The 25,315-nt window shown below is 56.8% G+C and carries 23 protein-coding genes, 1 tRNA gene and 1 pseudogene; 12 read left to right on the forward strand and 13 right to left on the reverse strand.

Annotation, left to right across the window (positions count from 1 at the left end; all coding sequences use genetic code 11):
* Positions 1-101: 101 nt before the first annotated feature.
* On the reverse strand, positions 102-617 hold the full coding sequence (locus tag Q0775_RS15265) for a TetR/AcrR family transcriptional regulator (protein ID WP_298862725.1): 516 nt from the start codon (positions 615-617) through the stop codon (positions 102-104).
* A gap of 74 nt (positions 618-691) precedes the next feature.
* Here Q0775_RS15265 and Q0775_RS15270 point away from each other — a divergent pair, with 74 nt between their 5' ends.
* A complete protein-coding gene (locus Q0775_RS15270; RefSeq protein ID WP_298862728.1) occupies positions 692-1,744 on the forward strand; it encodes an alcohol dehydrogenase family protein in 1,053 nt (350 codons plus the stop codon).
* 33 nt (positions 1,745-1,777) lie between these two features.
* Here the strand turns inward: Q0775_RS15270 and Q0775_RS15275 are convergent, their stop codons facing one another.
* A complete protein-coding gene (locus tag Q0775_RS15275; protein WP_298862731.1) occupies positions 1,778-2,326 on the reverse strand; it encodes a hypothetical protein in 549 nt (182 codons plus the stop codon).
* Between the two features lie 363 nt (positions 2,327-2,689).
* Between Q0775_RS15275 and Q0775_RS15280 the strand changes: the two genes are divergently transcribed.
* The 3 genes from Q0775_RS15280 (at position 2,690) to Q0775_RS15290 (ending at position 6,305) form a co-directional block, all read left to right on the forward strand.
* Positions 2,690-3,484 carry an SDR family oxidoreductase gene (locus Q0775_RS15280; RefSeq protein WP_298862734.1) on the forward strand — a complete coding sequence of 265 codons (795 nt, stop codon included), beginning with the start codon at positions 2,690-2,692 and terminating at the stop codon, positions 3,482-3,484.
* 572 nt (positions 3,485-4,056) lie between these two features.
* Positions 4,057-5,787 (forward strand): hypothetical protein, encoded by a 1,731-nt coding sequence (locus Q0775_RS15285; protein ID WP_298862737.1) that lies wholly within the window; start codon positions 4,057-4,059, stop codon positions 5,785-5,787.
* 441 nt (positions 5,788-6,228) lie between these two features.
* Positions 6,229-6,305, forward strand: a tRNA-Asp gene (locus tag Q0775_RS15290).
* A 57-nt stretch (positions 6,306-6,362) separates the two neighbouring features.
* Here Q0775_RS15290 and Q0775_RS15295 read toward each other — a convergent pair.
* A complete protein-coding gene (locus tag Q0775_RS15295) occupies positions 6,363-7,184 on the reverse strand; it encodes a hypothetical protein (protein WP_298862738.1) in 822 nt (273 codons plus the stop codon).
* 89 nt (positions 7,185-7,273) lie between these two features.
* Between Q0775_RS15295 and Q0775_RS15300 the strand changes: the two genes are divergently transcribed.
* Positions 7,274-8,146, forward strand: coding sequence for a glycosyltransferase family 2 protein (locus Q0775_RS15300; RefSeq protein ID WP_298862741.1), 873 nt, complete (start codon positions 7,274-7,276; stop codon positions 8,144-8,146).
* On the opposite strand, the gene Q0775_RS15305 is transcribed toward Q0775_RS15300, so the two are convergent.
* From Q0775_RS15305 to Q0775_RS15325, 5 genes and pseudogenes are all read right to left on the reverse strand, one after another.
* On the reverse strand, positions 8,143-8,562 hold the full coding sequence (locus Q0775_RS15305; protein ID WP_298862742.1) for a hypothetical protein: 420 nt from the start codon (positions 8,560-8,562) through the stop codon (positions 8,143-8,145). The genes Q0775_RS15300 and Q0775_RS15305 overlap by 4 nt on opposite strands.
* Before the next feature lie 80 nt (positions 8,563-8,642).
* Positions 8,643-9,245: pseudogene (locus Q0775_RS15310) on the reverse strand (PHB depolymerase family esterase); the annotation flags it as partial.
* A 15-nt stretch (positions 9,246-9,260) separates the two neighbouring features.
* The gene (locus Q0775_RS15315) at positions 9,261-9,461 is read right to left on the reverse strand and encodes a hypothetical protein (RefSeq protein ID WP_298862745.1); all 201 of its coding nucleotides are present in this window, start codon (positions 9,459-9,461) and stop codon (positions 9,261-9,263) included.
* On the reverse strand, positions 9,461-10,204 hold the full coding sequence (locus Q0775_RS15320) for a DsbA family protein (protein ID WP_298862748.1): 744 nt from the start codon (positions 10,202-10,204) through the stop codon (positions 9,461-9,463). Before Q0775_RS15320 ends, Q0775_RS15315 begins: the two co-directional genes overlap by 1 nt.
* Before the next feature lie 15 nt (positions 10,205-10,219).
* Positions 10,220-11,542, reverse strand: coding sequence for a M48 family metalloprotease (locus Q0775_RS15325; protein WP_298862751.1), 1,323 nt, complete (start codon positions 11,540-11,542; stop codon positions 10,220-10,222).
* A gap of 23 nt (positions 11,543-11,565) precedes the next feature.
* On the opposite strand from Q0775_RS15325, the gene Q0775_RS15330 reads away from it, so the two are divergent.
* The 7 genes from Q0775_RS15330 (at position 11,566) to Q0775_RS15360 (ending at position 20,966) form a co-directional block, all read left to right on the forward strand.
* Entirely contained in the window at positions 11,566-12,708 is a 1,143-nt protein-coding gene (locus Q0775_RS15330) for an aminotransferase class I/II-fold pyridoxal phosphate-dependent enzyme (protein WP_298862754.1), read from the forward strand.
* A gap of 75 nt (positions 12,709-12,783) precedes the next feature.
* A complete protein-coding gene (locus tag Q0775_RS15335; protein ID WP_298862757.1) occupies positions 12,784-13,998 on the forward strand; it encodes an N-acetylmuramoyl-L-alanine amidase in 1,215 nt (404 codons plus the stop codon).
* A gap of 137 nt (positions 13,999-14,135) precedes the next feature.
* The gene (locus Q0775_RS15340; protein WP_298862760.1) at positions 14,136-16,679 is read left to right on the forward strand and encodes a penicillin-binding protein 1A; all 2,544 of its coding nucleotides are present in this window, start codon (positions 14,136-14,138) and stop codon (positions 16,677-16,679) included.
* 107 nt (positions 16,680-16,786) lie between these two features.
* Positions 16,787-17,911 carry a peptide chain release factor 2 gene (gene prfB, locus Q0775_RS15345; protein ID WP_298862763.1) on the forward strand — a complete coding sequence of 375 codons (1,125 nt, stop codon included), beginning with the start codon at positions 16,787-16,789 and terminating at the stop codon, positions 17,909-17,911.
* Positions 17,911-18,723 carry a hypothetical protein gene (locus Q0775_RS15350; RefSeq protein ID WP_298862766.1) on the forward strand — a complete coding sequence of 271 codons (813 nt, stop codon included), beginning with the start codon at positions 17,911-17,913 and terminating at the stop codon, positions 18,721-18,723. The genes prfB and Q0775_RS15350 overlap by 1 nt, the downstream gene beginning before the upstream one ends.
* A gap of 51 nt (positions 18,724-18,774) precedes the next feature.
* Complete coding sequence (locus Q0775_RS15355; RefSeq protein ID WP_298862768.1) at positions 18,775-20,190, forward strand: amidase; 1,416 nt, start codon at positions 18,775-18,777, stop codon at positions 20,188-20,190.
* A gap of 5 nt (positions 20,191-20,195) precedes the next feature.
* Positions 20,196-20,966 carry a DUF2189 domain-containing protein gene (locus tag Q0775_RS15360; protein ID WP_298862769.1) on the forward strand — a complete coding sequence of 257 codons (771 nt, stop codon included), beginning with the start codon at positions 20,196-20,198 and terminating at the stop codon, positions 20,964-20,966.
* On the opposite strand, the gene Q0775_RS15365 is transcribed toward Q0775_RS15360, so the two are convergent.
* The 5 genes from Q0775_RS15365 to Q0775_RS15385 form a co-directional block, all read right to left on the reverse strand.
* The gene (locus Q0775_RS15365) at positions 20,963-21,181 is read right to left on the reverse strand and encodes a hypothetical protein (protein WP_298862770.1); all 219 of its coding nucleotides are present in this window, start codon (positions 21,179-21,181) and stop codon (positions 20,963-20,965) included. The two genes, Q0775_RS15360 and Q0775_RS15365, sit on opposite strands and share 4 nt — an antisense overlap.
* Complete coding sequence (locus Q0775_RS15370) at positions 21,178-22,341, reverse strand: aromatic ring-hydroxylating dioxygenase subunit alpha (protein WP_298862772.1); 1,164 nt, start codon at positions 22,339-22,341, stop codon at positions 21,178-21,180. Before Q0775_RS15370 ends, Q0775_RS15365 begins: the two co-directional genes overlap by 4 nt.
* 101 nt (positions 22,342-22,442) lie before the next feature.
* Positions 22,443-23,003 carry an acetolactate synthase small subunit gene (gene ilvN, locus Q0775_RS15375; protein WP_298862774.1) on the reverse strand — a complete coding sequence of 187 codons (561 nt, stop codon included), beginning with the start codon at positions 23,001-23,003 and terminating at the stop codon, positions 22,443-22,445.
* Positions 23,003-23,287, reverse strand: a complete 285-nt coding sequence (locus Q0775_RS15380) for a hypothetical protein (protein WP_298862775.1) — start codon at positions 23,285-23,287, stop codon at positions 23,003-23,005. The genes ilvN and Q0775_RS15380 overlap by 1 nt, the downstream gene beginning before the upstream one ends.
* Positions 23,288-23,290: 3 nt before the next feature.
* Positions 23,291-25,042, reverse strand: a complete 1,752-nt coding sequence (locus Q0775_RS15385) for an acetolactate synthase 3 large subunit (RefSeq protein WP_298862777.1) — start codon at positions 25,040-25,042, stop codon at positions 23,291-23,293.
* Positions 25,043-25,315 lie beyond the last annotated feature (273 nt).

Genomic DNA, 25,315 nt, shown 5'->3' on the forward strand with positions numbered 1-25,315 from the left:
CACACTTCGCACGGCAAAACCGTATTAAACCGCTTTCCCCAGAAAACGGCTCTTGCGCTCAGTCCGACAAAACAGAGGTTTGCGGCGGGTGTCTCATCATGTTAATTCGATGCAGCCTCCGCCAAACATGCAAGCCTTTTTGCGCTGGCCAAGGCCGCATCTTTGGACAATGGCCAAGCTTGGGTTAACCCCTCGATAATGACCAATAGGTCGCTGGTGCTCATATCGGTTCGTGCTTTCGTGGAAGCCAACTGCGAAACCTCCTCCTTGTGTTTTTCCAGCAGTTTGCGAAGCGCAGGGTCAGTAGGGGATGATGCAACCGCCGCATGGAACAGACAGCCATGGCTTGCTTCGGCCTGCATCCAGCCCGCTATCCGGTCGAGAGTCTCGCTCAGGCTTTGGACCGATTCATCGGTGGGGTGGCCAAACACCTGTGCCAAATACCGTTGATGCCTGTGTTCCAACGCCAACCGGATCATGGCGTCACGCGATTGCGCGTATTTGTAGAGGGTGCGCATGCTGACACCCGCTGCGTCACGCAAGTCTTCGACGCTGGGCTCCGTGAACCCTCTCGCCGCGAAGGCCTGTTCTAACCCGCCTGCGATCTTGGTCATCATGTTATTCATACTTGACGTGGTAGAATACTCCCTCTACCTCCGCAAGTAGAGTGAATATTCTACCGGAGAATTGTATGACCCTCCCTGACACGATGAGCGGCGTTGTTTTGACAGGCCATGGCGGTCCGGAGACGCTTCAGGTGCGGGACAATTTGCCAGTTCCGATACCCGGTCCAAACGACGTGATTGTCCATGTGGGTGCGGCTGGTGTGAACAATACAGACATTAACACGCGCCTTGCTTGGTACTCCAAAGGCGATGTTGAGAATGCAGATGCCACGTGGTCTGGCAAGCCGCTGGAGTTTCCGCGTATCCAAGGGGCCGATGTCTGTGGTCAAATCGTTGCCGTTGGGGCGAAAGTTGCTGTGAGCCGTATCGGCGAGCGCGTTTTGATTGAACCCTGCATCCGCTTTGCAGACGGCGTGGAGCAAACGCCACCTTGGTATTTTGGGTCAGAATGTGACGGCGGGTTTGCACAATATACTCGCGTCGACACGCGGCATGCCTATGCCATAACCAGTGATCTAACGGATATTGAGCTTGCTTCGTTCCCGTGCTCATATTCCACAGCAGAAAATATGTTGACCCGTGCCAACGTGAGAGCAGGAGAGACGGTGCTGGTAACTGGCGCATCGGGCGGGGTAGGGTCTGCCGCTGTTCAGTTGGCGTGCGCACGCGGTGCGAAGGTTATCGCGGTCACAAGCCATGCCAAAATGGAGACATTGCTTGACCTTGGCGCAGAACGGACCTTGCCCCGTGATGCTGATCTTGGATCTGAATTGGGTGCAGGCAGCGTAGACGTGGTGATTGATTTGGTGGCTGGGCCAAATTGGGCTGGCCTTCTGGACGTTCTGCGTGTCGGTGGGCGCTATGCAGTTGCGGGTGCGATAGGCGGCCCCATGGTCGAACTAGATGTGCGGACCCTCTACCTCAAGGACCTCAGCTTTTTCGGCTGCACCGTTCTCGAGCCTGAGGTCTTTGGCAATCTTGTGGGCCGGATTGAGCGTTGCGAAATCAAACCTTTGGTCGCGGAGGTATTTGATCTCAAAAATATTAAGGCAGCTCAGGTAGCTTTTGGCGACAAGGGATATATTGGTAAGATTGTTTTGAAAGTGAGCCGCACTTAAAATTAGAGCAGTTCACATTGTCTTTCATACCTTTCATCGGAACTCTTCCATGTCAGGCTTCTGTCTTTGCATCGCATGAAAATTCTCCATGGTGAAGTCAACTTCCTCGCCGCTGACCCAGCCAAACAGTGACCTCTTCACTGCAGTGAGTGGTTCTTCGTAGATGTGAATAGCGTGGCTTTGCCCGAACCCTTCTGCCGTAATTGCGTGGATCGCGTCAGCACCAAGACTGGTCACTTCACCAGCTGAAATCACCTTGTTTCCACCATGTCTGAGTCGGGTCGGTTCACGCTTGTAAAGAACCTCTACTTTGGTGCCACGATAGACTGCGATATACACAGGCATGCAGTGCTCGTGCGGGGCGAGAACTACGTCTGAATTGTAACGGCAGGTCCAGATCGAACAGAACTCGTCCTCAAAAAGCATGACTTCGTCAGTTTCCAAAGATGCGATGGCATCCGCCATGGTTTCAGACTCCGAAAAACTACTCTTAAGCAATTTGCGGATTGCAAATGTGGCGTTATCAGAAGCCGCTGCGACACGAGCCCTTTCTACAAAACTATTGAGAATAGACTGAGTCATTTCAAATATTCTCTATCTGACAGTGGCGGGCGGTGTTGTTTGAAAGCACCAAATTCTGGTTTTGCGGATCACAATCAACAGCGTATAGTTTTCCTACTTCGAGCAACAGAATTGAGAAAGTATTTCAAGAAAAGAATGATAGCTTCCCTGACGATTGTCGACCTTCATTCCAGAGGTGGAGACCGGCAGCATGTTGCGCATGGGGGCCATTTATACACAGCGCTGCGCATGGCTGCTCGCCGTCCATATTTCGACCCCAATCGATCTAGGCTTGGATAATTTGGCAGGCTGTCCCCTGAACCAAAACGCGATCTGGTTGAATAGCGCTTAGAATATAGAAAACGTACACTTAATGGAGCTTTTATGCCCAGACTACAAAACAAAATAGCCCTCGTAACTGGGGGCGCGAGAGGAATCGGCGCCGCTATTGCAAGCGCCTTTCGCGATGAGGGGGCTGATGTCATCCTGACTGACATAGACGTCGAAACCGGGCAATTCATGGCCGACAGCATTGGTGCAAAATTCGAGCGCGTTGATGTGTCATCTGAGGCTGATTGGGTGGCAGTAGCACAACGCTACCCCACCCTCGACGTGCTGGTGAACAACGCTGGTATAACCGGCTTTGAAGGGCCATTTGATGGCGCGCCGCCCGCTCATGACCCTGAGAATGCGTCTTTGGCAGATTGGCGGGCTGTTCACGCGGTGAACAACGATGGTACTTTTCTCGGCTGCCGTTATGCAATCCGTGCCATGAGGGAAAAAGGCGTGGGAAGTATCATCAATATCTCGTCCCGCTCGGGGCTTGTCGGTATTCCGATGGCCGCTGCATGTGCGGCCTCGAAAGCCGCGATCCGTAACCATACCAAATCAGTTGCGCTCTACTGCGCTGGACAGGGTCTCGCCATTCGGTGCAATTCAATTCATCCCGCTGCGATTATGACGCCTATGTGGGAGCCTATGTTAGGTGATGGTCCTGACAGGGCAGACCGCGAGGCTGCGATGGTGGCAGACACCCCCATGCGGCGGTTTGGCGAAACGAATGAGGTTGCAGCGCTTGCTGTGATGCTCGCTTCCGACGAAGCGGCCTACATGACGGGCACTGAACTGACCATTGATGGTGGTATCCTCGCAGGGTCAACGGCAACGCCGGGCGGGTAATCTGTAATAGGAGCGGATGTTCGGGCACCCGTTCCGATTTCATAAATTGCGGCCCATCAAAGCGATGCTTGAAATGGTGGTAAAACTATGTACCACGATCATTTGGCCGGATAGGTTAATGCACGCTCGTCTCGCAATTGCAGTGAACGGCAACCTTGAGCCCCTTCCAAATACTTTCTGCGATGATCGAGCGCAAATACAACGCAGTCCTTATATAGGTCTATCTGTTCGGCCAATTTAGACCCGTGCCTGCGATGTGGTTGCAAAATCAATGCCGGATCTATTCCGTAGTGGAGGTGATGCCGCTGGTACCGACCCCCAGCGAAGCCCTCACCACACTTACATTTTCCAATTCATGAAACGTGTCCCATTCCTGTGGCAATGACGCAGCGCGTGTGCCGCGTTCCCTGATGTGTATTGCCCCTTCTTGAGACGCGCCGCGGTAAGCCTTTGGCAACTAAAACTCAACGATTTGGAAAAGGTTTGTCGCCATACCGTCAACAATCCAAACCCTCCGTCCCGAAGAGAGGGTGCCACTGACAGGGCCGTTAATTGTATTTGGAGTATCCAATATGCCCATAGGCAAGACCACAAAAGGTAATGACTGCATTACAGGCACAAACCGGAATGAACGACTTGAAGGCGCAAACGGTAATGACACACTGATCGGTGGCGGCGGTGCGGACACGCTGGTTGGTGATAACGGTAATGATCGGTTGATCGCAAGCAATGCCAGCGGCACAACGGGTCTGCGCGGTGGTGACGGCGACGATTACCTTTATGCGTCTATCCCGGGCAAGGGTCAGGTGCATATGTTTGGCATGGATGGTGATGACACGCTTGTCCTTGATCTGACGAAAGACCCCGACAAATTTAGCGACGGGGAGCAGATCAGTTATAACGGTCATCACGCCTATGGGGGGGTGGGTGCAGACACGTTCGCCTTTGTTAACGAAAGCAAAGCAAGCGGCGTCATCATAGGGCGCATAGATGATTTTAACGCTTCCGAGGACGTGCTGATGCTCGACGACGAAGAGCTTGATCTGCGTAACCCACCAGATGATGTGCATCTGTTCGCCTTCAAAGACCAGCAATGGATACAGATCGGTGAGAACGCATATTTCGCACTGGAAGGCGCGCGCGAAGGAGGGACGGAGCGGCACTTCCTCGATGCCACCGATTTGCAGGCGATGCTGCGGGCCAGTAAAGATCCTGATGCCAGAGTCAGATTTGTCGATCAGGTCAACGAGGTGCCCATTGATCTGCTTCCGCGAAACATGGGTTTCGACACCGACAGAAACATTGGGGGTACCAGTAGTGAGCAGAATTTTTTCGGCTCGTCTGGAAATAATGCCGTAAACGATACCCGTGTTCGCAGCGCTACGGACTTCAAGAAGGTCACGGACAACCGTTTCGAGGGGCGTGACGGCAACGATCTGATCAACGCAGGCAAGGGGCATGATACGTTGTCGGGCGGCGAGGGCAGTGACAGCCTTGCAGGCGGTCCAGACGATGATCTGTTGAGGGGCGGCAGAGGCAAAGACTTCCTTTTTGGTGGAAGCGAACATGACACGGTGCTGGGCAATACCGGCGATGATATGCTGGAAGGCGGCAGTGGCAAAGACTGGCTCGGTGGGGGGCAAGGCGATGATGTAATGCGCGGACAGTCAGGGCGCGATACTCTGCTTGGCGGTGCGGGGAACGACGTTATGAGTGGCGGTAGCAGTGCAGACCAACTCAGCGGTGACAGCGGGCGCGACCGCATCTACGGCGCGGAGGGCAATGATTTGCTGCGCGGTGGATCTGGTCGCGATACCCTTTGGGGAGGGACGGGTAGCGATAGGTTAAACGGCGGTGGCTGGAATGATCGCCTGCACGGGCAACGTGGCGACGATAGGCTGACAGGTGGCCAAGGCAATGACACGCTATTCGGCGGCAGTGGCGACGATTGGCTCCGTGGTGGAAAGGATCAGGACCTGACGTGGGGTGGCGCGGGTAGGGACACTTTCGCCTATTCCGATGAAGACTTGCTGAACTGGGTCGATCTTTCCGGTGATGTCGACAACCGGGCTGGGCAGCTTGACCGCATAGAGGATTTTGAGATCGGGGAGGACGAAATTCTGCTATCAGGATTTGCCAACACCGCTGACATATCCGATCTAGACGCCACCACTCTCATTCTCGATGGCAAAAGTTATGGCATGCTGTCTATCGAAGAGACCAATCAGCGCATTCTCGTCCAGCTCGAAAAGGAGGAGGCACTCGAAGAGCTAATGGATAAAGACAATTTCGTATTCTTCTGAGGATAACCTTTCCGATTGGGCGACTTTCGGGTCGGCTCCGCCAAGGATTTCCGCGCTGTGCACCACGCGGGTTACGGCGTGACGGGTCTGGATAACCTTTGTAAAATGGACCTTTTAGGTCTGCTTATTGTGGTCAAACGTGACAGATGAATTCAGTGGAAATAATCTCCGCATTAATGGTTCTGGCGCAGATTAGAATGCGTGGCATGGTCATACTCACATGAGAGCGTGGGGTTCAAAAATGACGTGTTGTTGAACGGTTTGCTAAACTGGAATGAGGTGCTCTTGCGGTCGGATGCGGCATTGTGAGCAAAGCTGCCACTCATCCACACCGCCCACCCAAAGAAATTCCCCAACCCGCCAACTAACCTCTTGACGCATTCCACCCTGTGCAATATCCCGCGAGGACGCTTTGGGGCTTACGCTCTAAAGGTGCAGCGCGCGGTTGTAGCTCAGCTGGTTAGAGTATCGGCCTGTCACGCCGAGGGTCGCGGGTTCGAGCCCCGTCAACCGCGCCACTGCTGCTTAAAAGGCCTTCCTTCGGGGAGGTCTTTTTGCATTCGGATGCTCAGGTTTTACGGTCGGGGCTGCGCGTTGCGGCCAAATCCCAGAATTTCTTCCAGATCATGATCAAGCTGGCTGTTCATCCAATCGCCATCTTCCTTCGACCAGGTCTCGGGGAGAGGCGCACGATGTGCGGTGCTCTTCTTCCAGTTGTTGCCCATGCGGCGTTTCTCGGGGGAGTAGCCGTGTTTGGTCGGCATGAGAGAGAATTCCGCAGCCAGATCGGCGAGGAAGCCCTCGGGATTTGCGTTGAACGCATCAAGGCGAACATAGGCGACCGAGGCACCACGTGCGCGCATCGAAAGCAGGGCACGGTGTTTGAGGTTGCGCATGGCAAATATATTCTCGAACCGCTCGCCTGTGATCGGGTGGCGCTCCCATTGAATTTCCTGCTCTGCGTAATCAAGATCGGGGTTGATATGCTCGAAGAATCCAACCTTATCGACAATGGACTCCCAGGGCGTGCGAATAAACGTAGGGAAATCAAGCGCCTGCAGCCTTGGGTTGGAGTGCCAAGGTCGTTTGTAGAATGACCGCGCCCAGTCGCTTGCGTTGCGCACGGCACAGACCACAAGGAAACTTGGCGGAATGGCGACCATAAAAGGAAAGCTGTGCTTCCAGCCCAAGGCCTCGGTACGCATGATCTTGAGACTGGTTTGCATGGATTTGCGCACGATATTGGTGCCACAGCCGCGTTCGCCCAGCACCTGATATTTGTCGATCGTGGCATCATGCGCTTTGTGAAAGTGCCAGCCTGTGGTGGTCATGTCGTTGGTCATTCTAGCAACGAAGTCGTCCGAGCCGATAGGGCGGGAGGCGAAGGGTATTGTCATTTTGTGTCTCTCACGGCTTACTGCGCGAACACCCCGCAGGTCCGACACAGTCTGGTCAATTGTACGGGAAATGAAAAGAAGGAAGAGGCATGCAGACAGCAGCAGCAGTCACAATGGTGCGCGATGACGCGTTTTTTCTGCGTGCGTGGCTGGCCCATTACGGTGAGATGTTCGGGCGGCAGAACTGTTATGTAATCAACCATGGCTATGGTGAGGAAGTGGCCGAGCTGGCCAAGGGGTGCAACATCATTGGTATTCCAGGTGATCCGCATAAGAACTTTGACGTCAAACGCTGGGGGTTGCTTAACAATCTGGTGGGCGGATTGCGCAAGTATTACCGCCATGTGATTGTGGGCGATGTGGACGAGCTGGTGATTGTCGATCCGAAGGCTGAGATGAACCTGTTGCAGTTTCTGGAGCAGGCGCCCGAAAAGCGGGTGCTGACGCCCTTGGGGCTGGAAGTAATCCACCGCGTGGATATTGAACCAGAGGTAATTACTCACCGCATCCTTGGACCGCGTCGCCATGTGCGCCCTGCGCCGCATTATTCCAAGCCTTGTATTATCTCGGCAGCGGCCAAGATTTCGCGCGGCGGACATTTCTCACAATACCCTAAGCTGCACACGCCTGAGGATTTGTATCTGTTGCATCTGAAGTTTTGCGATGTGGATCAATATACGGGGGCGATGGACCGCCGCAATGCGATCACCAAGGAGATGGGCGACGACATTAAAGGCACCTCCATCGGGCGGCACTGGTTTTCGGAGGAGCGTGGCGCGGATCGTGAGATGTTCGAGGGGTTTGCCGCGTTGACGATGGAGGAGGGGTTCGACCTCGGTTTTATGCGCAAGCGTATGCAACGCTCGTTCAAGGCGCGGGGCGAGACGGGTTTTTTTGAGTTCAACCGCCCCAGCTATGAGACCCAATATCTGTTGCCAGAGCGGTTTGTCGATGTGATCTAGGCCTGTTTGCGCAGGGCGCGTTCTGAGAAAAAGCCCATGCCGAGTGCAAAGAGTTGACCACAGACGAGCCAAATCACGACGTCCCGTCCGTTGAGCGATGACGCGAAAACGACGACCATCACCGCACTCCAGTGCAGGCCTTCGATTACATAATAGGTGTATCTTTTGCGGCCGGGCATTGTGGTCATGTCGGGTTTGGCGAGCATACCGTCGAGATGGGGCGCGCCCGCTGTCAGGGCTGTCTGTGCGAGGTTGAGAGCCGTCACAACGAGGCCGATGAGCAAAAAGAGGAAGGGCGAAACATTCCCTTGCCAAATGGCGCAAAGAAAAAGCAGCGCATAACTGAATGCAAACTGCCAGCCGTTGCGTTTTAGGCGGTCATGGAAGTCTGATTTACTTGGGAAATAATCGTGCATCACACATCCCCGAGTTGGTTGGTTTCTTAGCGCTAAGATATCACGTAATGTTAGCCGTACAAATAGAATATTGTTCTACTTTATGGACTTGCAAAAAATCGCCAGATGGCTGCGGTGGCGTCCAACTCGCGGCTTGCTGGACCTTGGATCCATCTGGCGCGGGGGCCCGCGCCGGGCCATTCGTGACCGTGGCCACGCAGCGTGATGTGCAGGAGAGGGGCGGTGCAATTTGTGTATGTGATGAAGTCGGCAGTGGTGTCGCCGCCTGTCTGGTTAAAACGTTGTACGGGCGCGGGTGGGCCGCAGTGGTTGCGATGTGCCCACTGGCCAAGGGTCTCGGATGTCGAGAGCATTCCGCCGTGGCGGCGGCTGGGCGGCAAACCCTCCGGCGGGACGATCGGATCAGCGCTGCCGTGGATGAACAGGGCGGGCATGGGCCTACCGTCCTTACAATGCGGTCTGCGGGGCGCGTTCATGGCAACAACGGCGATGGCGCGGATCAGGTCGGGGTGGGTGCAGGCCATGCGCAGGGCCATCGCGCCTCCATTTGAATGCCCTGCGAGATAGATGCGGGAGGGATCGGCGCGGCCTTCGGCAATTTGGGTGGTTATGAGATTTGTGAGTGTGGCAACATCGGTAGAGGTGGAGCTGCTGTCGTCCCAGCGCCGACGTGGGCCAGAGGGGTAAGCGACGCTAAATCAATGGGCGCGGGCCAGCGCGTCAAAACCCGTTTTGCGCTGCATCGCGGGGCCTGAGCCGGTGAAACCGTGCAGGACGACGATGAGGGGAGCGGGGGCCACATCGCCGCGCCCGTCGGTGAGGATCAGGGCAGCTCCGGCATTTGCAGGCAGTGTAAAAACTGGCAGCAGTGCAATCACCGCTGCCAGTAAGATCCGCATCAGCCGCGTTTGTCGGCGACGATGGCCTGCATCTGATCAAGGGGCAGGTAGCCGCGCAAAAGCTCGTCCTGCATGACAAAAGTGGGTGTGCCGGAAATGGCGAGAACGCCTGCCAACTCACGGGTGGTTGCGATCTCCGCAGTGACTTCGTCTGAGTTCATGCGGGCCTCAATGGCTTCCATATCCAGACCAAAGGTGTTTCCGAGACGGGCAAGGGCGGGCATGGTCACATCCCCTTTGAAGTTCATCAGCGCGTCGCCCACGGCTTTGTAGCTGTCGCCGCCTGCAATCTGTTTGACTGCGATGGCAAAACGCGAGGCCAGCACTGACGCATCGCCTAGAATGGGCAGCTCTTTCACGATGAGTTTGATGTTGCCATCGCTCTCAAGCAATTCGGCCACTTCGCCATGCGCACGTTTGCAATAGCCGCAGCGGTAGTCGAGGAATTCGACCAGAACGATATCGCCATCAGGATTGCCGCCAACCCATGAGTAGCCATCGTTAAAGATCGACTCGGCATTGTCGCTCACCAAATTGAAGTCAGCCTGTGCCTGATCTTCGGCTTCGCGGTTTTGCAGGATTTCAACGGCCTGCATGATCACTTCGGGGTTCTCGAACAGATAGGCGCGGACTTCGGCGCGAAACAGCGCACGCTCCTCGTCTGTCATGGATTTGAGATCATCCGCAAAGGCGGTTGTGGCTAGCAGCCCCAGCAGGGAGGTCGTGGCAATAAGGCGTTTCATATCAATTCACTCTCGTTATTTGGCGCGTTCGGACGCAATCAACACATCTTGGGCGCGTTGCCAAGGGCCGGAGCCCCGCGACAAAAGGCCTGTGGCGCGTTTGGCGTGGATGCCCGCGTCTTTGATCCGCCCCTGAAGGGCGAAACGTTCGGCGGTGGTGAGGGCGGCCATGCCGGTCTGGCCGCTCTTTGCATAAGCGGTGGCGAGGTCGCGCAGCATGGAGCTGTCGCGGAAGTCCTGACGGCGGGATTTTTCAAGGGCGTTCAGGGCGGATTTTACCTGACCTGAAGCAAGTAGGGCACGGCCATAGCTCGACAGTAAAAGCGGGTCGTTGGGAGCGCGTTGCACCGCACTGGCATGGGTATTGGCAGCGGTGGCAAAGTTGCGGGTTTCCAGCAGGATCTGGCCTTTTTGATCGCGTAGGAAGGGATCATTGGGGCGCGCGGCAATCGCTTTGTCGATGGCGGCGAGGGCTTTTCTGGTATTGGAATTGCGGTGGTGGGCCACCGCCTCGCGCAGCAGGCGCACATCAGCATAAGGCTCGGCGCGCAAGCGGCGCAGCGTCCAGCTGGGCGCGCGGGTATAGGCGGTGAGTTTGCCCTTGAGCCGCGCAAACCAGTACTCGGCGGTAGGGTCAGGGGGCAGCGTGCCATAGGAAGCCACGGCACCCGCCACGGCCCGCATGCGGTCACGGCTCAGGGGATGGGAGCGCATATAGGGGTCTTGGCGACCAACGCTGAGCGTCTCTTGGCCTGCAAAAACCTTGAGCGTGTCAAGCAGACCTTCGGGCGAGGCACCAGCCGATTTCATATAGCGGACGGCGGATTGGTCGGCTGAAGACTCTTCCTCGCGGGTGTGGCCACGAAATGCCCCTTGGGCGGAGCTGGTCGAGCCGAGGGCAATTGCACCTGCCGCTTTTCCGTTGCCCGACGCCGCGGCGGCCGCTGCAAGAGCCAGACCGAGACCTGCGACGGTGCGTGAATTGGCAAAGTTGGTCATGCGCCGTGCGAGGTGACCGTTGGCGATATGGGCGGCCTCATGGGCGATCACCCCTTGCAGCATGGCGGCGCTGTCAAGTTTGTTGATCAGGCCATAGTGCAAAAAGATCGCATCATTGCTCACGACAAAGGCGTTGAGGGAGCTTTCGTTGACGATCAGCACTTTGACGCGGTTGGGGTTCAGACCTGCGGCGCGCACCACGGGGGCTGCGATCTGTTTGAGCGCGTGTTCCATATCCGCATCGCGCAGCAGCCCGATGGCGTAGGCTGGCAGGGCCAGTAGGGTGGCCAAGAGGAGGGCCGCTATTGACGGCAGGTATTTGATCAGGTGAAAGCGCATGGAAGCACTCTAGGAGCAGCATCATGCGGAATTCAAGCCGATCGCGCGTCGATCCCTTTATTGTGATGGATGTCATGCAAGCCGCGACAAAGGCTGAGGCGGCGGGGCGTCATATTATCCACATGGAAGTGGGCCAGCCTGGCACGGGCGCGCCCAAGCCTGCGGCGGTTGCGCTGAGTGCGGCGATGGCTGAAGGCCCGTTGGGATATACGGTTGCCCTTGGCCTGCCTGCGCTGCGGGCGCGGATCGCGAGGATGTACGGTGAGTGGTATAATGTGGACCTTGACCCTGCGAGGGTGGTGGTGACCTCTGGCTCTTCTGCGGGGTTCTTGCTGGCCTTCACAGCGCTCTTTGATAGTGGCGACCGTGTGGGGATCGGTGCACCCGGTTATCCGAGTTATCGCCAGATTCTGGGGGCGCTTGGGATGGTACCTGTGGACTTGCCCACAGCGGCGGAAAACCGCTTTCAGCCTGTGCCAAGTGACTTTGCCGAGATGGATTTGCGCGGGTTGATGGTGGCCTCGCCTGCGAATCCGACGGGGACGATGCTGGATAAGAACGCAATGACGGCGTTGATCGACGCGTGTCACGGTACGGGGGCGTCGTTCATCTCGGATGAGATTTACCACGGCATTGAATATGAGAAGAAGGCGGTCACGGCGCTGGAGATTACTGACGAGTGCTATGTCATCAACAGTTTCTCCAAGTATTTCAGTATGACGGGTTGGCGCGTGGGCTGGATGGTGGTGCCGGACGATCAGGTGCGCGTGGTCGAGCGGATTGCGCAGAACATGTTTATTTGTGCGCCTCATGCCTCGCAGGTGGCAGCCTTGGCCGCGATGGATTGTGTGGACGAGTTGGAAGCCAACATGGATGTCTACCGTGCCAACCGTGCGCTGATGCTGGACGGATTGCCCAAGGCAGGGTTTGACAAGATTGCACCGCCTGACGGGGGATTTTACGTCTATGCGGATGTGAGTGAGATCACGCAGGACAGCCGTGTACTTGCGGCGGAGATATTAGAGAAGGCGGGCGTGGCGGTGACGCCTGGTTTGGATTTTGATCCAGCGCGCGGGCATACCACAATGCGGTTTTCCTATGCGCGTAGCACAGATGATATTCGTGAAGGACTGGCGCGGCTGGCAACGTTTATGCAAAGCCGTTGATCTGCTGGACCGCCTGCGGTGGGCAATGATATGCTGTGCAAAAGCGCCATCTGAAAAACTGTGGCTGGAGCGGTGATGAAACGAATTTTATTTAGTATTATTTTGTGCTTGTGCGCCTCTCCTTATGTAGCGGCTCAAGAGTTGAGTGCGCTTGCACGGGTCGAGCCGGACGCGAGTGTGATCAAGGATGGCTGGTTCGGGCGCACGGATTTGACGCTCAAGCTGAGCCAAGGGGTGCCGTTTCGGGTATTCACGCTGGATGATCCTGCCCGACTGGTGGTGGATTTCCGTGAAGTAGATTTTCGAGGTCTGCGGGCGGCTGACTTGCTGGAGAAAGGCGGGCGCATCTCGGCGGTGCGTTTTGGCGCGTTTCAGCCGGGCTGGTCGCGGTTGGTCGCTGATCTGACAAAGCCGATGTTGCCGCGCGAAATCGGGATGCCTGTGGACCTGAACACGGGCCGAGCCGCGCTTGAGATCATGCTCAAGACTGTGAGCGCAGAGGAATTTGCAGCGGCGGACGGGACGCCGATTGACCCCAACTGGACCCCTGCATTTTTGAGTGCGCCTAAGGCTGCGCGTAAAGGTGAGGACCGTTTTGTTGTCGTGCTAGACCCCGGTCATGGCGGCGTTGATCCCGGTGCAGAGCGCGACGAGGTGAATGAAAAGGAACTGATGCTCAGTTTTGCGCAGACGATGGCGGAAGCGTTGCGGCGTATGGATGTGGATGTGGTGCTGACCCGCGAAAGCGATGTGTTCGTCGCCCTTGAGACGCGGGTGGCGATTGCCCATCAGGTTGAGGCGGACCTGTTCATTTCATTACACGCGGACATCTTGAGGCAGGGTGGAGCCAAAGGAGCCACCGTCTATATCCTGTCCGATGAAGCGAGTGACAAGGCGACCGAGCATCTGGCCGCACGGCACAACCGCTCTGACATCATTGCGGGGGCGGATTTGACGGGATCGGATGATCAGGTGGCGCAAGTCCTGCTTGATCTGGCGCGACAGGAGACGGGGCCACGGTCTTCCGCGCTTGCGATGACGCTGGCCGAGGGTATGGCAGCTGCAGGTGGACCTATGAACCGCAGGCCGCTGCGCGAGGCAGGGTTTTCGGTGCTGAAGTCGGCGGATATACCTTCTGTCCTGGTTGAGATCGGGTTTCTCAGCTCTGATAGGGACCTGTCAAACCTTGGTGATCCGGTGTGGCGGCGCGGTATGGCAGAAGGTATGGCGAAGGCTGTGCTCACGTGGCGTGATACAGATGAAGCACGCAAAGGCCTCGTGCGGCAATAAGGCGCTTCGTTAGGGTACCGAATTTAGGCGGTTAATCGCCCTAATTCCCCTTAGAACAGGCGGTATGCCTTTTGACGATCTGCGCCTTTGCGCGTATAGACAAGGCAATACAAGCGCCATTTAAGGAGCGTTGCTGCGTGTTTCGGATGATCCTGTCGTTCTTCGGGGGTATTTTTACCACCCTGACCATGTCTGTAGGCATGGTTGCCCTCACTATTGGTGCGGTTTTCTGGATGTACGGGCGCGATTTGCCCAGCCACGAATCCCTTGCGTCCTACACGCCGCCGACGATAAGCCGGATTTACTCCGGACAGGGCCGCCTGATTGATGAGTTCGCCAAGGAACGCCGCCTGTTTGCCCCTGCCGATACGATTCCTGATCTGATTAAACAGGCTTTTATTTCGGCGGAAGACAAGAATTTCTACGAGCATGATGGATACGATCTGCGCGGCATTGGTGCGGCGGCGATTGATGCGGTGCGCACGCGCGGTCAGGACGTGCGTGGAGCCTCGACGATCACCCAGCAGGTGATGAAGAACTTTTTGCTGAGTGGTGATCGCCGTGCGGAGCGAAAAGTCAAAGAGATTATCCTCGCTGCCCGTGTGGAAGAGGCACTGCCGAAGGAAAAAATTCTCGAGCTGTATCTGAACGAGATTTTCCTCGGGCAAAACAGCTATGGCGTGGCTGCGGCGAGCCAGACCTATTTCAACAAGACCCTGAGCGAGCTGGCCCCCCATGAGGCGGCGACGCTTGCAAGCCTTCCCAAAGCGCCCTCGGATTACCATCCTGTACGCCGCAAAGATCGCCTGATGGCGCGCCGCAACTTTGTTTTGCGGGAAATGAAGGAGAACGGATATATCACCGAAGCGGCCTATGAGCAGGAGCGTAACATGCCGCTTTTGTCCGTTCAAAATGGCGATTTCGAGAGCTTCAAGGCCGATTTGCCGCCGCGCGACTACTTTACCGATGAAATCCGCCGCCAGTTGTCCGAGGACTTTGGTGAGGGTGAATTCTTTACCGGTGGTTTGAGTGTCCGCGCGACGATCGATAATGAAATGCAGCCGATTGCTGCAGATGCCCTGCGCCGTCAGTTGGAAAGCTTTGATCGCGGTCAGGGTGTATGGCGCGGCACAGGTCAGACTTTGCCTGCAGAAGCACTGGTTGACGAAGCCACATGGCGCGATGCGCTGTCCAAGCTGCGTGTGCCGCGTGACATCACTCTGGAAACACAATGGTTCCCTGCGGTGGTCCTTGAGACGGGCGGACAAGGTGCGCGTCTGGGAATCGAGAGCGTCGAAAATGTAGAGGGCGGCAACTGGGTTCCACCAAAGGACATGGCATGGGCGCGCAAGCGTTTGGAGAACGGCCGCCTTGGTAACCGCGGTGAACTGGTTCAAGTTGGCGATGTGGTGTTGGTGCGCCGTATGGTGGCCGATGCTGATGGATCATTCATTCGCTGGACACTGCGTCAGGTACCCGAAGTGCAGGGTGGCTTTGTAGCGATGGACGTTAATACCGGCCGCGTGATCGCGATGCAGGGTGGCTTTAGCTATCAGGCATCGGTATTTAACCGCGCCACACAGGCCAAGCGTCAGCCCGGCTCAAGCTTTAAGCCGTTCGTTTTTGCCGCCGCCCTCGACAGTGGCTATACGCCTGCGACGATTGTTGTGGATGCGCCGATTGTGATCGACACACCGCAAGGTGTGTGGCGTCCGCAGAACTCTTCCAACCGCTACTACGGTCCTACGCCGTTGCGCACAGGGATCGAGCAGTCGCGGAACCTGATGACCATTCGTTTGGCCCAAACTGTGGGAATGAACGTCGTTGGTGACTATGCCGAGCGGTTTGGTGTTTACGAGAATTTGTCGCCTGTGCTGGCCAATGCTCTGGGCTCGCAGGAAACGACGCTGTACCAGATGGTGGCAGCCTATGCGATGTTCGCCAATGGCGGTGAGCGGGTGGAGCCGACACTGGTGGACCGTGTGCAGGACCGTTATGGCCGCACGGTGTACAAACACGACAAGCGGATTTGTGATGATTGTAACCAGCCTACGCTGGCGGCGGGTCAGGGGCCACGTGTCACCTCCAACCGCGAGCGTGTGATGGATCCTGTCACAGCCTATCAGTTGACCTCTATGATGACAGGCGTTGTCGAGCGTGGAACGGCCCGCAAGACGGTAAACTTGCGCGTGCCAACAGCGGGTAAGACAGGGACGACCAACGATGCCAAGGATGTTTGGTTTGTGGGCTTCACCTCTAATATCGTGGCGGGCTGTTATATCGGTTATGACCAGCCGCGCAGCTTGGGGCGCTCGGCCTCCGGTGGTGGCATGTGTGGTCCTGTTTTCCAGCGGTTTATGTCCAAGGCGGTCAAGAAATACGGGGGCGGTAAGTTCCGCGTGCCCGAGGGCTGTGAGTTTATCAAGATTGACCGCTTTAGCGGTGCGCGTCTCAGCTCTGGCGCCTCGGGCAATAATGTCGTGTCCGAGTGCTTCCGCGAGGGCGAATTCATCGACTTTGGTGTGACCTTTGACGGTGGTTTTGCGATGGGCGCTGACCTGCCTCTGGTCGAAGAAGTAGGCGGGCCCAAGATTAGAGAAGTCACCACTTCCACAGGTAAGAAGGCCGTTGTGGGTAAGAAGGCGACCATCGGCAATGTTATTGGCGGCGGATTGTACTAGTCATCTTCGTTTGTAGGATGCACTGACTTGCCGCCGCTGGGGCGCTGGTCTATCACATGGGCGGCCCTTGCATGTGCGGGGGCCGCTCTTTTATTTCAGGACTGATCATGCGCGCAGAAGTACAAAGCACCGTCGATAAAATCCGCAAATCTGTGGACCTTTTGGCCCAACGTTTGAACGTGGAAACAGCGCCTTATCGGTTGGAAGAATTCAATGCGCGCGTCGAGGATCCCACGTTATGGGATGATCCTGCGGCGGCGCAAAAATTGATGCGCGACCGTCAAGGATTGGTCGATGCAATGGCGGTGCATGACGGGATCAAGACCGAATTACAGGACAACATCGACCTCATTGAACTGGGTGAGATGGAAGATGATGCGGAAGTTGTGGCCGAGGCCGAGGCCGCGTTGACCAAACTGGCGGTAAAGGCAGCGCAGAAGGAATTGGAGGCGCTGCTGGACGGAGAAGCGGATGCCAATGACACCTTCCTCGAGATTAACTCTGGCGCTGGGGGGACTGAGTCCTGTGATTGGGCAAGCATGCTTGCGCGGATGTATGTGCGGTGGGCCGAGAAGAAGGGGTATACCGTCGAGCTACAGTCCGAGAGCGCAGGCGAAGAGGCAGGGATCAAGTCTGCCGCGTATAAGATTAGTGGTCATAATGCTTATGGCTGGTTAAAGTCCGAGAGTGGCGTGCACCGTCTTGTGCGCATCTCGCCATTTGACAGTGCTGCAAAGCGTCACACGTCGTTTACTTCCGTAAAAGTTTATCCCGTGGTCGATGACAACATCGAGATCGAGGTGAATCCGTCGGATATTCGTATCGACACCTACCGCTCCTCTGGTGCGGGGGGCCAGCACGTCAATACGACCGATTCCGCTGTGCGTATTACGCATGCGCCCACGGGGATTGTTGTGACCAGTTCTGAAAAGTCCCAGCACCAAAACCGCGATATCGCGATGAAGGCGTTGAAGTCCCGCCTGTATCAAATGGAATTGGACAAACGTTCCGCTTTGGTGAACGAAGTGCATGAGAATGCGGGCGATGCGGGCTGGGGCAACCAGATCCGCAGTTACGTGTTGCAGCCCTACCAGATGGTGAAGGACCTGCGCACGCAATATGAGACGTCAGACACCAAAGGGGTGTTGGACGGTGATTTGGATGGATTGATGGGCGCTACACTTGCGCTGGCCGTCTCTGGCAAGAGCCGTGCGGAAGCGCAGGGAGATTGATGCGCAAGTCAGTTCTTGCGGCGGTCGTCCTGCTGGGTGGCGCTGTTGGGTATCTGGGGTTTCCTAATTGGGTCGGTGTGTTTCATGGGCTGTCTTCTTTGGATCGCTATGCGGCGGAAGGCTGTGTGATTGCGCCTTATGCGCCGCGCCCCACCAGTGCGAAACTGGCCCTTGCGCTGGGGCAGGCATATGAGCACGAAGGTTGGCTGCTGATTGGTCCTGCGTTTTGCACAATTGTGCCACCTCAGATCACTGCGACACTCAAAGCAACTGATCCTGATGTTGCCCCCTTTATTACTGCGGTGGACCGTAATCCCGAGTATCGAGGCTGTTTTCTGAATTCCTATGCGATGCGGTCCGCGCTTGAGGTTTCGCGGGGGTGGAGTGAAGAGCGGGCGTTTCAGGAATATCTGCGGATGTTCGGCGCAGGGGTTTTCAGTGGCGAGTGGCGCTTTTTCAGTGAAAGCCCCCTCTCGACACCCCCGAGTGTGCAATACATGGGCGGTGAATGCGCGAATGTACCCTATGCAGAGGCGCTGCAAGAAAGCCATCGCGACATGATCGCAGGATTTGACGGTTTTATCCGTGCAAACGCGCCCATGCTCCCGTGTGAGGAGGGCGGGGCGATGAAGTATAACCCTTGGGCGCAGGTCTATGAGAAGCTGGGACAAGGTCCAGTGGTCAACGGGTTTCATGCCTTCGAAGTCTATCTGGCACTGCTTGGGTCTGAATGGATCGAGGGAGAGAGCATCAAACACAAAGGGTTGCCGCGCCCGCCGATCTGTTTGAAGGTCGTCCCTGACAAAGAATAGCCACCCCTGTTAAGACTTGCACCGACGCGACAGGCGTAGTCATAATGTCGCATGGATGTATTAAGCATGGATGCGCTGGCCCAGTCTGCCGCGCTTGAAAACGGCGAGTTGTCGAGCCTTGAGTTGATGGATGCCACGCTGGCGCGGATTGAGGCGGTGAACGGTGCGGTCAACGCGGTGGTGAGCCTGCGCGACGGGGACCGTCTGCGCGATGAGGCGCGGGCGGTGGATAACAGCCCGCGCAGTGGTTGGCTGCACGGTATGCCCATCGCGATCAAGGATTTGGCAAATGCGGCGGGGTTGCCTACGTCCATGGGATCGCCGCTGTTTGCAGGGCAGGTGGCGTCAAGCGATGATCTGATGGTGGCACGGTTGAAGGCCGCAGGCGTGATTATCATTGGCAAGACGAACACGCCCGAATTCGGCCTTGGTTCGCATACCTTTAACCCTGTGTATGGCGCGACGCGGAACCCTTATGATCTGACGCGCTCCGCTGGGGGCTCCTCTGGCGGTGCTGCGGCGGCGCTTGCGACGGGCATGCTGAGCGTTGCCGACGGCTCTGACATGATGGGCAGTTTGCGCAACCCTGCGGGGTGGAACAACGTTTACGGCATGCGCCCCACATGGGGGACGATCCCGAACGAGCCTGTGGGTGATATGTTCCTGCACCAGCTTGCCACCTCTGGTCCGATGGCACGCAGCCCTGCGGATATGGCCGCACTGCTTGATGTGATGACGGGGGCCGACCCGCGTGAGCCGCTGGGCCGTGATGCGCCTGATACGTTGGCGGGGATTGATACCGCGCCAAAGGGTTTAAAAATCGGCTGGCTGGGGGATTGGGACGGGGCATTTCCCTACGAGGACGGCATTGCGGACATTTCTCAACGTGCCTTAATGCAGATGGAGGGGATGGGCCATAAGGTTGATACGCTGCCTGCGCCCTTTGATGCGGATGCCATGTGGCACGCGTGGATTGATCTGCGCTCCTTTGCGATAGCAGGCGGGATGGGACTGCTTTATGCGGATGAGGCCAAACGTGAATTCCTGAAACCTGCCGCTGTCTGGGAGATAGAGCGCGGCCTCGCCATGTCGGCGATGGATGTGCAACGGGCGAGCATGACCCGCTCTGACTGGTTCCGCAAAGTGACGCGCATGTTCGAGAGCACGGATGTGCTCGTGCTGCCCTCCGCGCAGCTTTGGCCGTTTGATGTGGCATGGACCTATCCCGAAAGCATCGCGGGCCATCCTATGGACACCTACCATCGCTGGATGCAGGTGGTGATCCCTGCGGGGTTGATCGGGTTGCCAGTCGTGAATGTGCCTGTCGGCTTTGGCGAGAATGGCCTGCCTGCGGGGATACAGCTCATCGGGCCGCGCGGCAGTGACGCAATGTTGTTAAGACTGGCGCAACAATGGCACAAAGCGACCGGATGGCCACGTGCGCAGCCGCCAAAAATATTGGGATAGATGCGATGAACCAGCCTCTTCTTCACGGTGTACCCGAAATGAGCCAGCCTTCATTTTCGCTTTTGCGCCGTGCGCTAGGGTTGGGATGGCGGGACTTTATGGCGGCACCAGCCTTCGGAATTTTGGTGGCTGTTCTGTGTCTTATCGCAGGCTTGGGGATGGCCGCGCTAACCGTCTGGGCTGGTCATACGTTCTGGCTGGTGCTGGGAGTGTTCGGCTTTCCGCTGGCAGCACCCTTTGCGGCACTGGGGACGTATGAGGTCTCGCGCCTGCGCGGTATGGGGGAGCGCCCGTCCGTGGGCCGTGTGTTGCGCGTGCTTTGGGCGGAGCGGGCGGGGCAGTTGCCGTTTTTATCCGCGCTGATGATGGTGGCGCTGCTATTCTGGTTCTTCCTTGGGCATATGATTTTTGCGTTGTTTCTAGGACTAAAGCCTATGACGAATATAATGTCCTCGGCGGATGTGTTCCTCAGCTTGGATGGCTTGATGATGCTGGGCCTCGGCTCTGCTGTGGGGGCAGTTTTTGCGCTGTTGCTGTATGCGATGTGCGTGATTGGACTGCCGTTGCTGCTCGACCGTGAAGTGGATTATGTGACGGCGATGCTGCGCAGTATATCTATCGTGCTGGCGAACCCTGTCGTGATGGTGGGCTGGGCCGCGTTTATCGCGGTGGTCCTTGTACTGGCGATGTTGCCTGCCTTTTTGGGGTTGCTGATTGTGCTGCCGTGGCTGGGCCATGCGTCGTGGCATGTCTATGCCCAGATGCGCGACACCTAAGCAGGCGTTTCGCGGCCATGGGAAACCAGTTGCGCACGCAAGTTTCCGGCGCGACTGTCCCCAAGTTCTAGCGCAAAGATATAGGCGTGGGTCAGGTAAAAACAGGCTGTGTCGATGTCCGATGCTTGGGCGGCAGCAAGGCTGTAGAGCGTGATGAGGGCATTGCTGTCTTCCTCCTCATGAGCAGTGAGGAGTTGTGCGTTGAGGTCATTCATTCAGCGGCGAGGGGGGCGCGGTGCCGCTCCATCTGACCCGCGACCCATGAGTGGAACATATGCGTCGGGCCGTCCATCGCGGGGGAGAACCGACCTCCGTCAAAGCCTACTGCGTGGCGGCCGCGCTGCATGCCTTCGACGACAAAGATATCCTCCTCGAAGACCTCTTTCCACTGGGTGGTATTGCGCGCGCGCAGTTCCGCATCTGTCCCCTGTTCGGCGTAATAGAGATGAATACTTTCGATCGTTTTCTCTGGCCCTTGCGGCGTGAGGATGATCGCAAACGCGTGGTCGCGGTGCACGCCGAGTAGGACGTTGGGGTAGGCGGTGATGTATTCGGCGGCAGTGTTCCACTTGTCGCTTAGCCCCTCGAAGTCGGGGAAGGTTTTGCCATCCTCGCCCTTGAGCTGGCGATAGACCAACGTCCCTTGACCCGAATATTTGTCCGCCAGTTCGATATGGTAGTGGTCCTCAAGGCGCGAATAGCTGTTGAGGCCGGGATGGACCCAGGGGAGGTGATAACTCTCGCAGTAGTTCTCGACGGCGAGTTTCCAGTTGCAGTTCACTTCCAGCTCGAAGCGGCTGTCGAAGCCGCCGTGGTAGAGGGGTTTGTCAAATTCTGTCCAACGAGCGAGCAGGTCGGCGTTTGCTTCTTCAAAGGGCAGGGCCGTGCCAGAGATGTTGATCCAGACGACATCCATCCAGACGTGGCTGCGCACTTCGATCAGGCCAAGCAGGTTCTTGTCGATGCCCTCATGGGTGTTTTGACCGGGGCCGCCCACATGGGGGGTGCTGATTAGTTTGCCCTCGGTCGAGTAGCACCATGAGTGGTAGGGGCAGCGGATTGCCCCCTCGATCTTGCGCGGCTCTGCCACAAGGATCATGCCGCGATGACGGCAAATGTTTTGGAACACGCGGACAGCGCCGATGCGATCACGGACCAGCAGCAGCGGCATGCCGAGGAAGGTCACAGGTTTCGCGTCACCAATATCGGGCACATCGGCACCCACACCGAGGCCCGCCCAGTTATCGAACAAAACCGCTTGGCGTTCTTCCTCGAATACATCGGCATTAATATAATGGCTGTTTGGCAGGCCGTTGGCCATGTCGATAGGGCTGCGCACGTTGCCGAGATCGGGGGATTTATGGGTAATGTCCATGGCGCTCTCCTGTTGCTTGGATCGATTCTAGCATGGAGAGGGGGAGGAGCCGTTGCCGCCAGCGACCCGCTTTGATCACTGGCGACATACGAATTGAGGCCTTAGCTGCCGCGCGAGAGGGCTGCGACACCAGTGCGGGCCACGTCGATGAGGCCCAAGGGGCGCATCAGATCGGCAAAAGCGTCGATTTTTTCGGGCGCACCTGTGATCTCGAAAACAAAGCTTTCAAGTGTGCTGTCCACAACATTCGCGCGGAAGATATCTGCAAGGCGAAGGGCCTCAACCCGCTTGTCGCCCGTGCCCGCAACTTTGAACATCGCCAGCTCGCGCTCTACGCTGGCACCTTCAACTGTCAGATCATGGATTTCGCGCACAGAGATAATGCGTCCTGTTTGCGCTTTGATTTGCTCAATCGCCTGCGGCGTGCCGCGGGTGACGATGGTGATGCGGCTCAAGTGACCTGTGTGGTCCACTTCGGCGACTGTGAGGCTGTCGATGTTATAGCCGCGCCCCGCATAGAGGCCGATAACACGGGCGAGGACACCCGGCTCGTTCTCGACCACCAAAGCGAGGGTGTGGCGTTCTTCCACGTCCGAGAAGTTGGGACGCAGATTGTAGGCGGAGTGGCTTTGAGCGCCTTTTTTGATCTTGAGTGGTGACATTATTTTATATCTCCGAAATGCGGCTCACCCTCACGGGCGCGCGATTGTTCGAGTTGTTTGGCCGTTGCAAAGAATTCGACCAGTTTGACGAATTTGGCCAAGAAGAATTGAAAAGCCAGAATCCCGAGGAGCCAAGCGAAGGCTCCCCCGAAGCCCGCGCCGCCCCAAATAAATTGGGCGATCGGCACAAGCCACAACATATATGCGGCCATAAGTACCGTGTTGGAGCCTATTTGCCACCAGCGTGGCATCAGTTGGTAGGGTGTGGAGTTTTCATCTTCCATGGCTTAAACCAGCACCTTACCTTCGGCATCAATCGCGGTGGAGGTGTCGACCTCGCCCATGATCATTTCGTTGTGCGCCTTGCCTGACGGGATCATCGGGAAGCAGTTTTCGTGCTTTTCCACGAGGCAGTCAAAAAGAACAGGGCCGTCGTGATTTAGCATTTCCATGATCGCATCGTCGAGATCGGCAGGGTCAGAACACAGGATGCCCTTGGCGCCAAATGCTTCGGCGAGCTTCACGAAGTCGGGCAGGGACTCAGACCAGCTGGAGGAGTACCGCTCACCGTGCAGCAGCTCCTGCCACTGGCGGACCATGCCGAGGCGCTCATTGTTGAGGATGAACTGTTTAACGGGCAGGGCATATTGCATGGCCGTGCCGAGTTCCTGCATGTTCATCAGCCACGAGGCCTCGCCCGCAACATTTATCACCAGCGCATCAGGGTGCGCCATTTGCACACCAATGGAGGCGGGAAAGCCGTAGCCCATGGTGCCGAGGCCCCCTGAGGTCATCCAGCGGTTCGGATCCTCAAAATCGATGTATTGCGCGGCCCACATCTGATGCTGACCCACTTCGGTACAGATGTAGCGGTCGTATTTTTTGGTTAACGCTTCAAGACGAGAAAGCGCATATTGTGGTTTGATTACAGGGCCTTTCTGCTCATACTTCAAGCAGTCAACAGCGCGCCATTCCTCGATCTGTTTCCACCATTTGGCGACAGCCTCTGAGTTGGTTTTGCGGCCGCGTGATTTCCAGACTTTGAGCAGGTCCTCAAGAACATGACCAACGTCGCCCATGATCGGGATATCAACGCGGATGACCTTGTTGATGGAGGATGGATCGATGTCGATGTGCGCTTTCTTGGAATTCGGGCTGAACTTCTCGACAACACCCGTGATGCGGTCGTCAAAGCGCGCGCCGATGTTAATCATCAGATCGCAGCCGTGCATCGCCATGTTGGCCTGATAGAGACCGTGCATGCCAAGCATACCGAGCCATTTATCACCCGAGGCGGGGTAGCAGCCGAGGCCCATCAGCGTGGACGTGATCGGGAAGCCTGTGGCCTCGACCAATTCGCGCAACAGCTGGCTGGCCGCGGGGCCAGAGTTGATGACGCCGCCGCCTGTATAGAAGACAGGTTTTTTGGCTTTCTCCATGGCCTCGACCAATTCGGTGATTGCGTCCATGTCGCCCTTAAGCTGGGGCTGGTAGTGGGATTTTACAGTCGCTTTGGGCGTGTAGGTGCCTGTGGCGAACTGAACATCCTTGGGGATGTCGATCAGAACGGGGCCGGGGCGGCCTGATGTAGCGATGTGGAACGCCTCATGGATCACGCCTGCGAGCTTGTCGGTCTCTTTGACCAGCCAGTTATGTTTGGTGCAGGGGCGCGTGATGCCAACGGTATCGGCCTCTTGGAACGCGTCCGAGCCGATCATGAAGGTTGGCACCTGACCCGTAAGAACGATGATCGGGATGCTGTCCATCAACGCATCGGTGAGGCCTGTAACAGCGTTCGTAGCACCGGGGCCAGAAGTTACGAGCGCAACGCCCGGCTTGCCTGTGGAGCGGGCATAACCTTCGGCGGCATGAACGGCGCCTTGCTCGTGGCGGACAAGCACGTGTTTGATGCTGTTTTGCTGGAACACCTCGTCATAAATCGGCAGGACAGCACCGCCGGGATACCCGAATACGGTATCGACACCCTGATCAATCAGGGCTTGAACGATCATTTTCGCTCCGGTCATTTGGCGTGTCATCTGCGTGGTCCTTTATCTCTGCGTCTGTTTTTCGCGCTTTGTCTGGCGTATCTGTGTCTTGCGTCGCGTCACATAAAAAAGCCCCCGATTTTGTCGGGGGCGCATGGGAAAAGATCTGGCTTACCGTTACCGGCCCATGCGCGTTCGATCCACAATGACGACTAGGTGCAACATGCACTGATACTCCGTTGAAGTGTGCGGCGACATTATGTGCGGGGTTTAGGGGCGTCAACCGTCTATTTGCGGGAAATGTGTCTCTGGAGGATGAATTAT

Origin of the sequence: uncultured Sulfitobacter sp. (genome assembly GCF_947499945.1) — a bacterium.
Classification (GTDB): domain Bacteria; phylum Pseudomonadota; class Alphaproteobacteria; order Rhodobacterales; family Rhodobacteraceae; genus Sulfitobacter.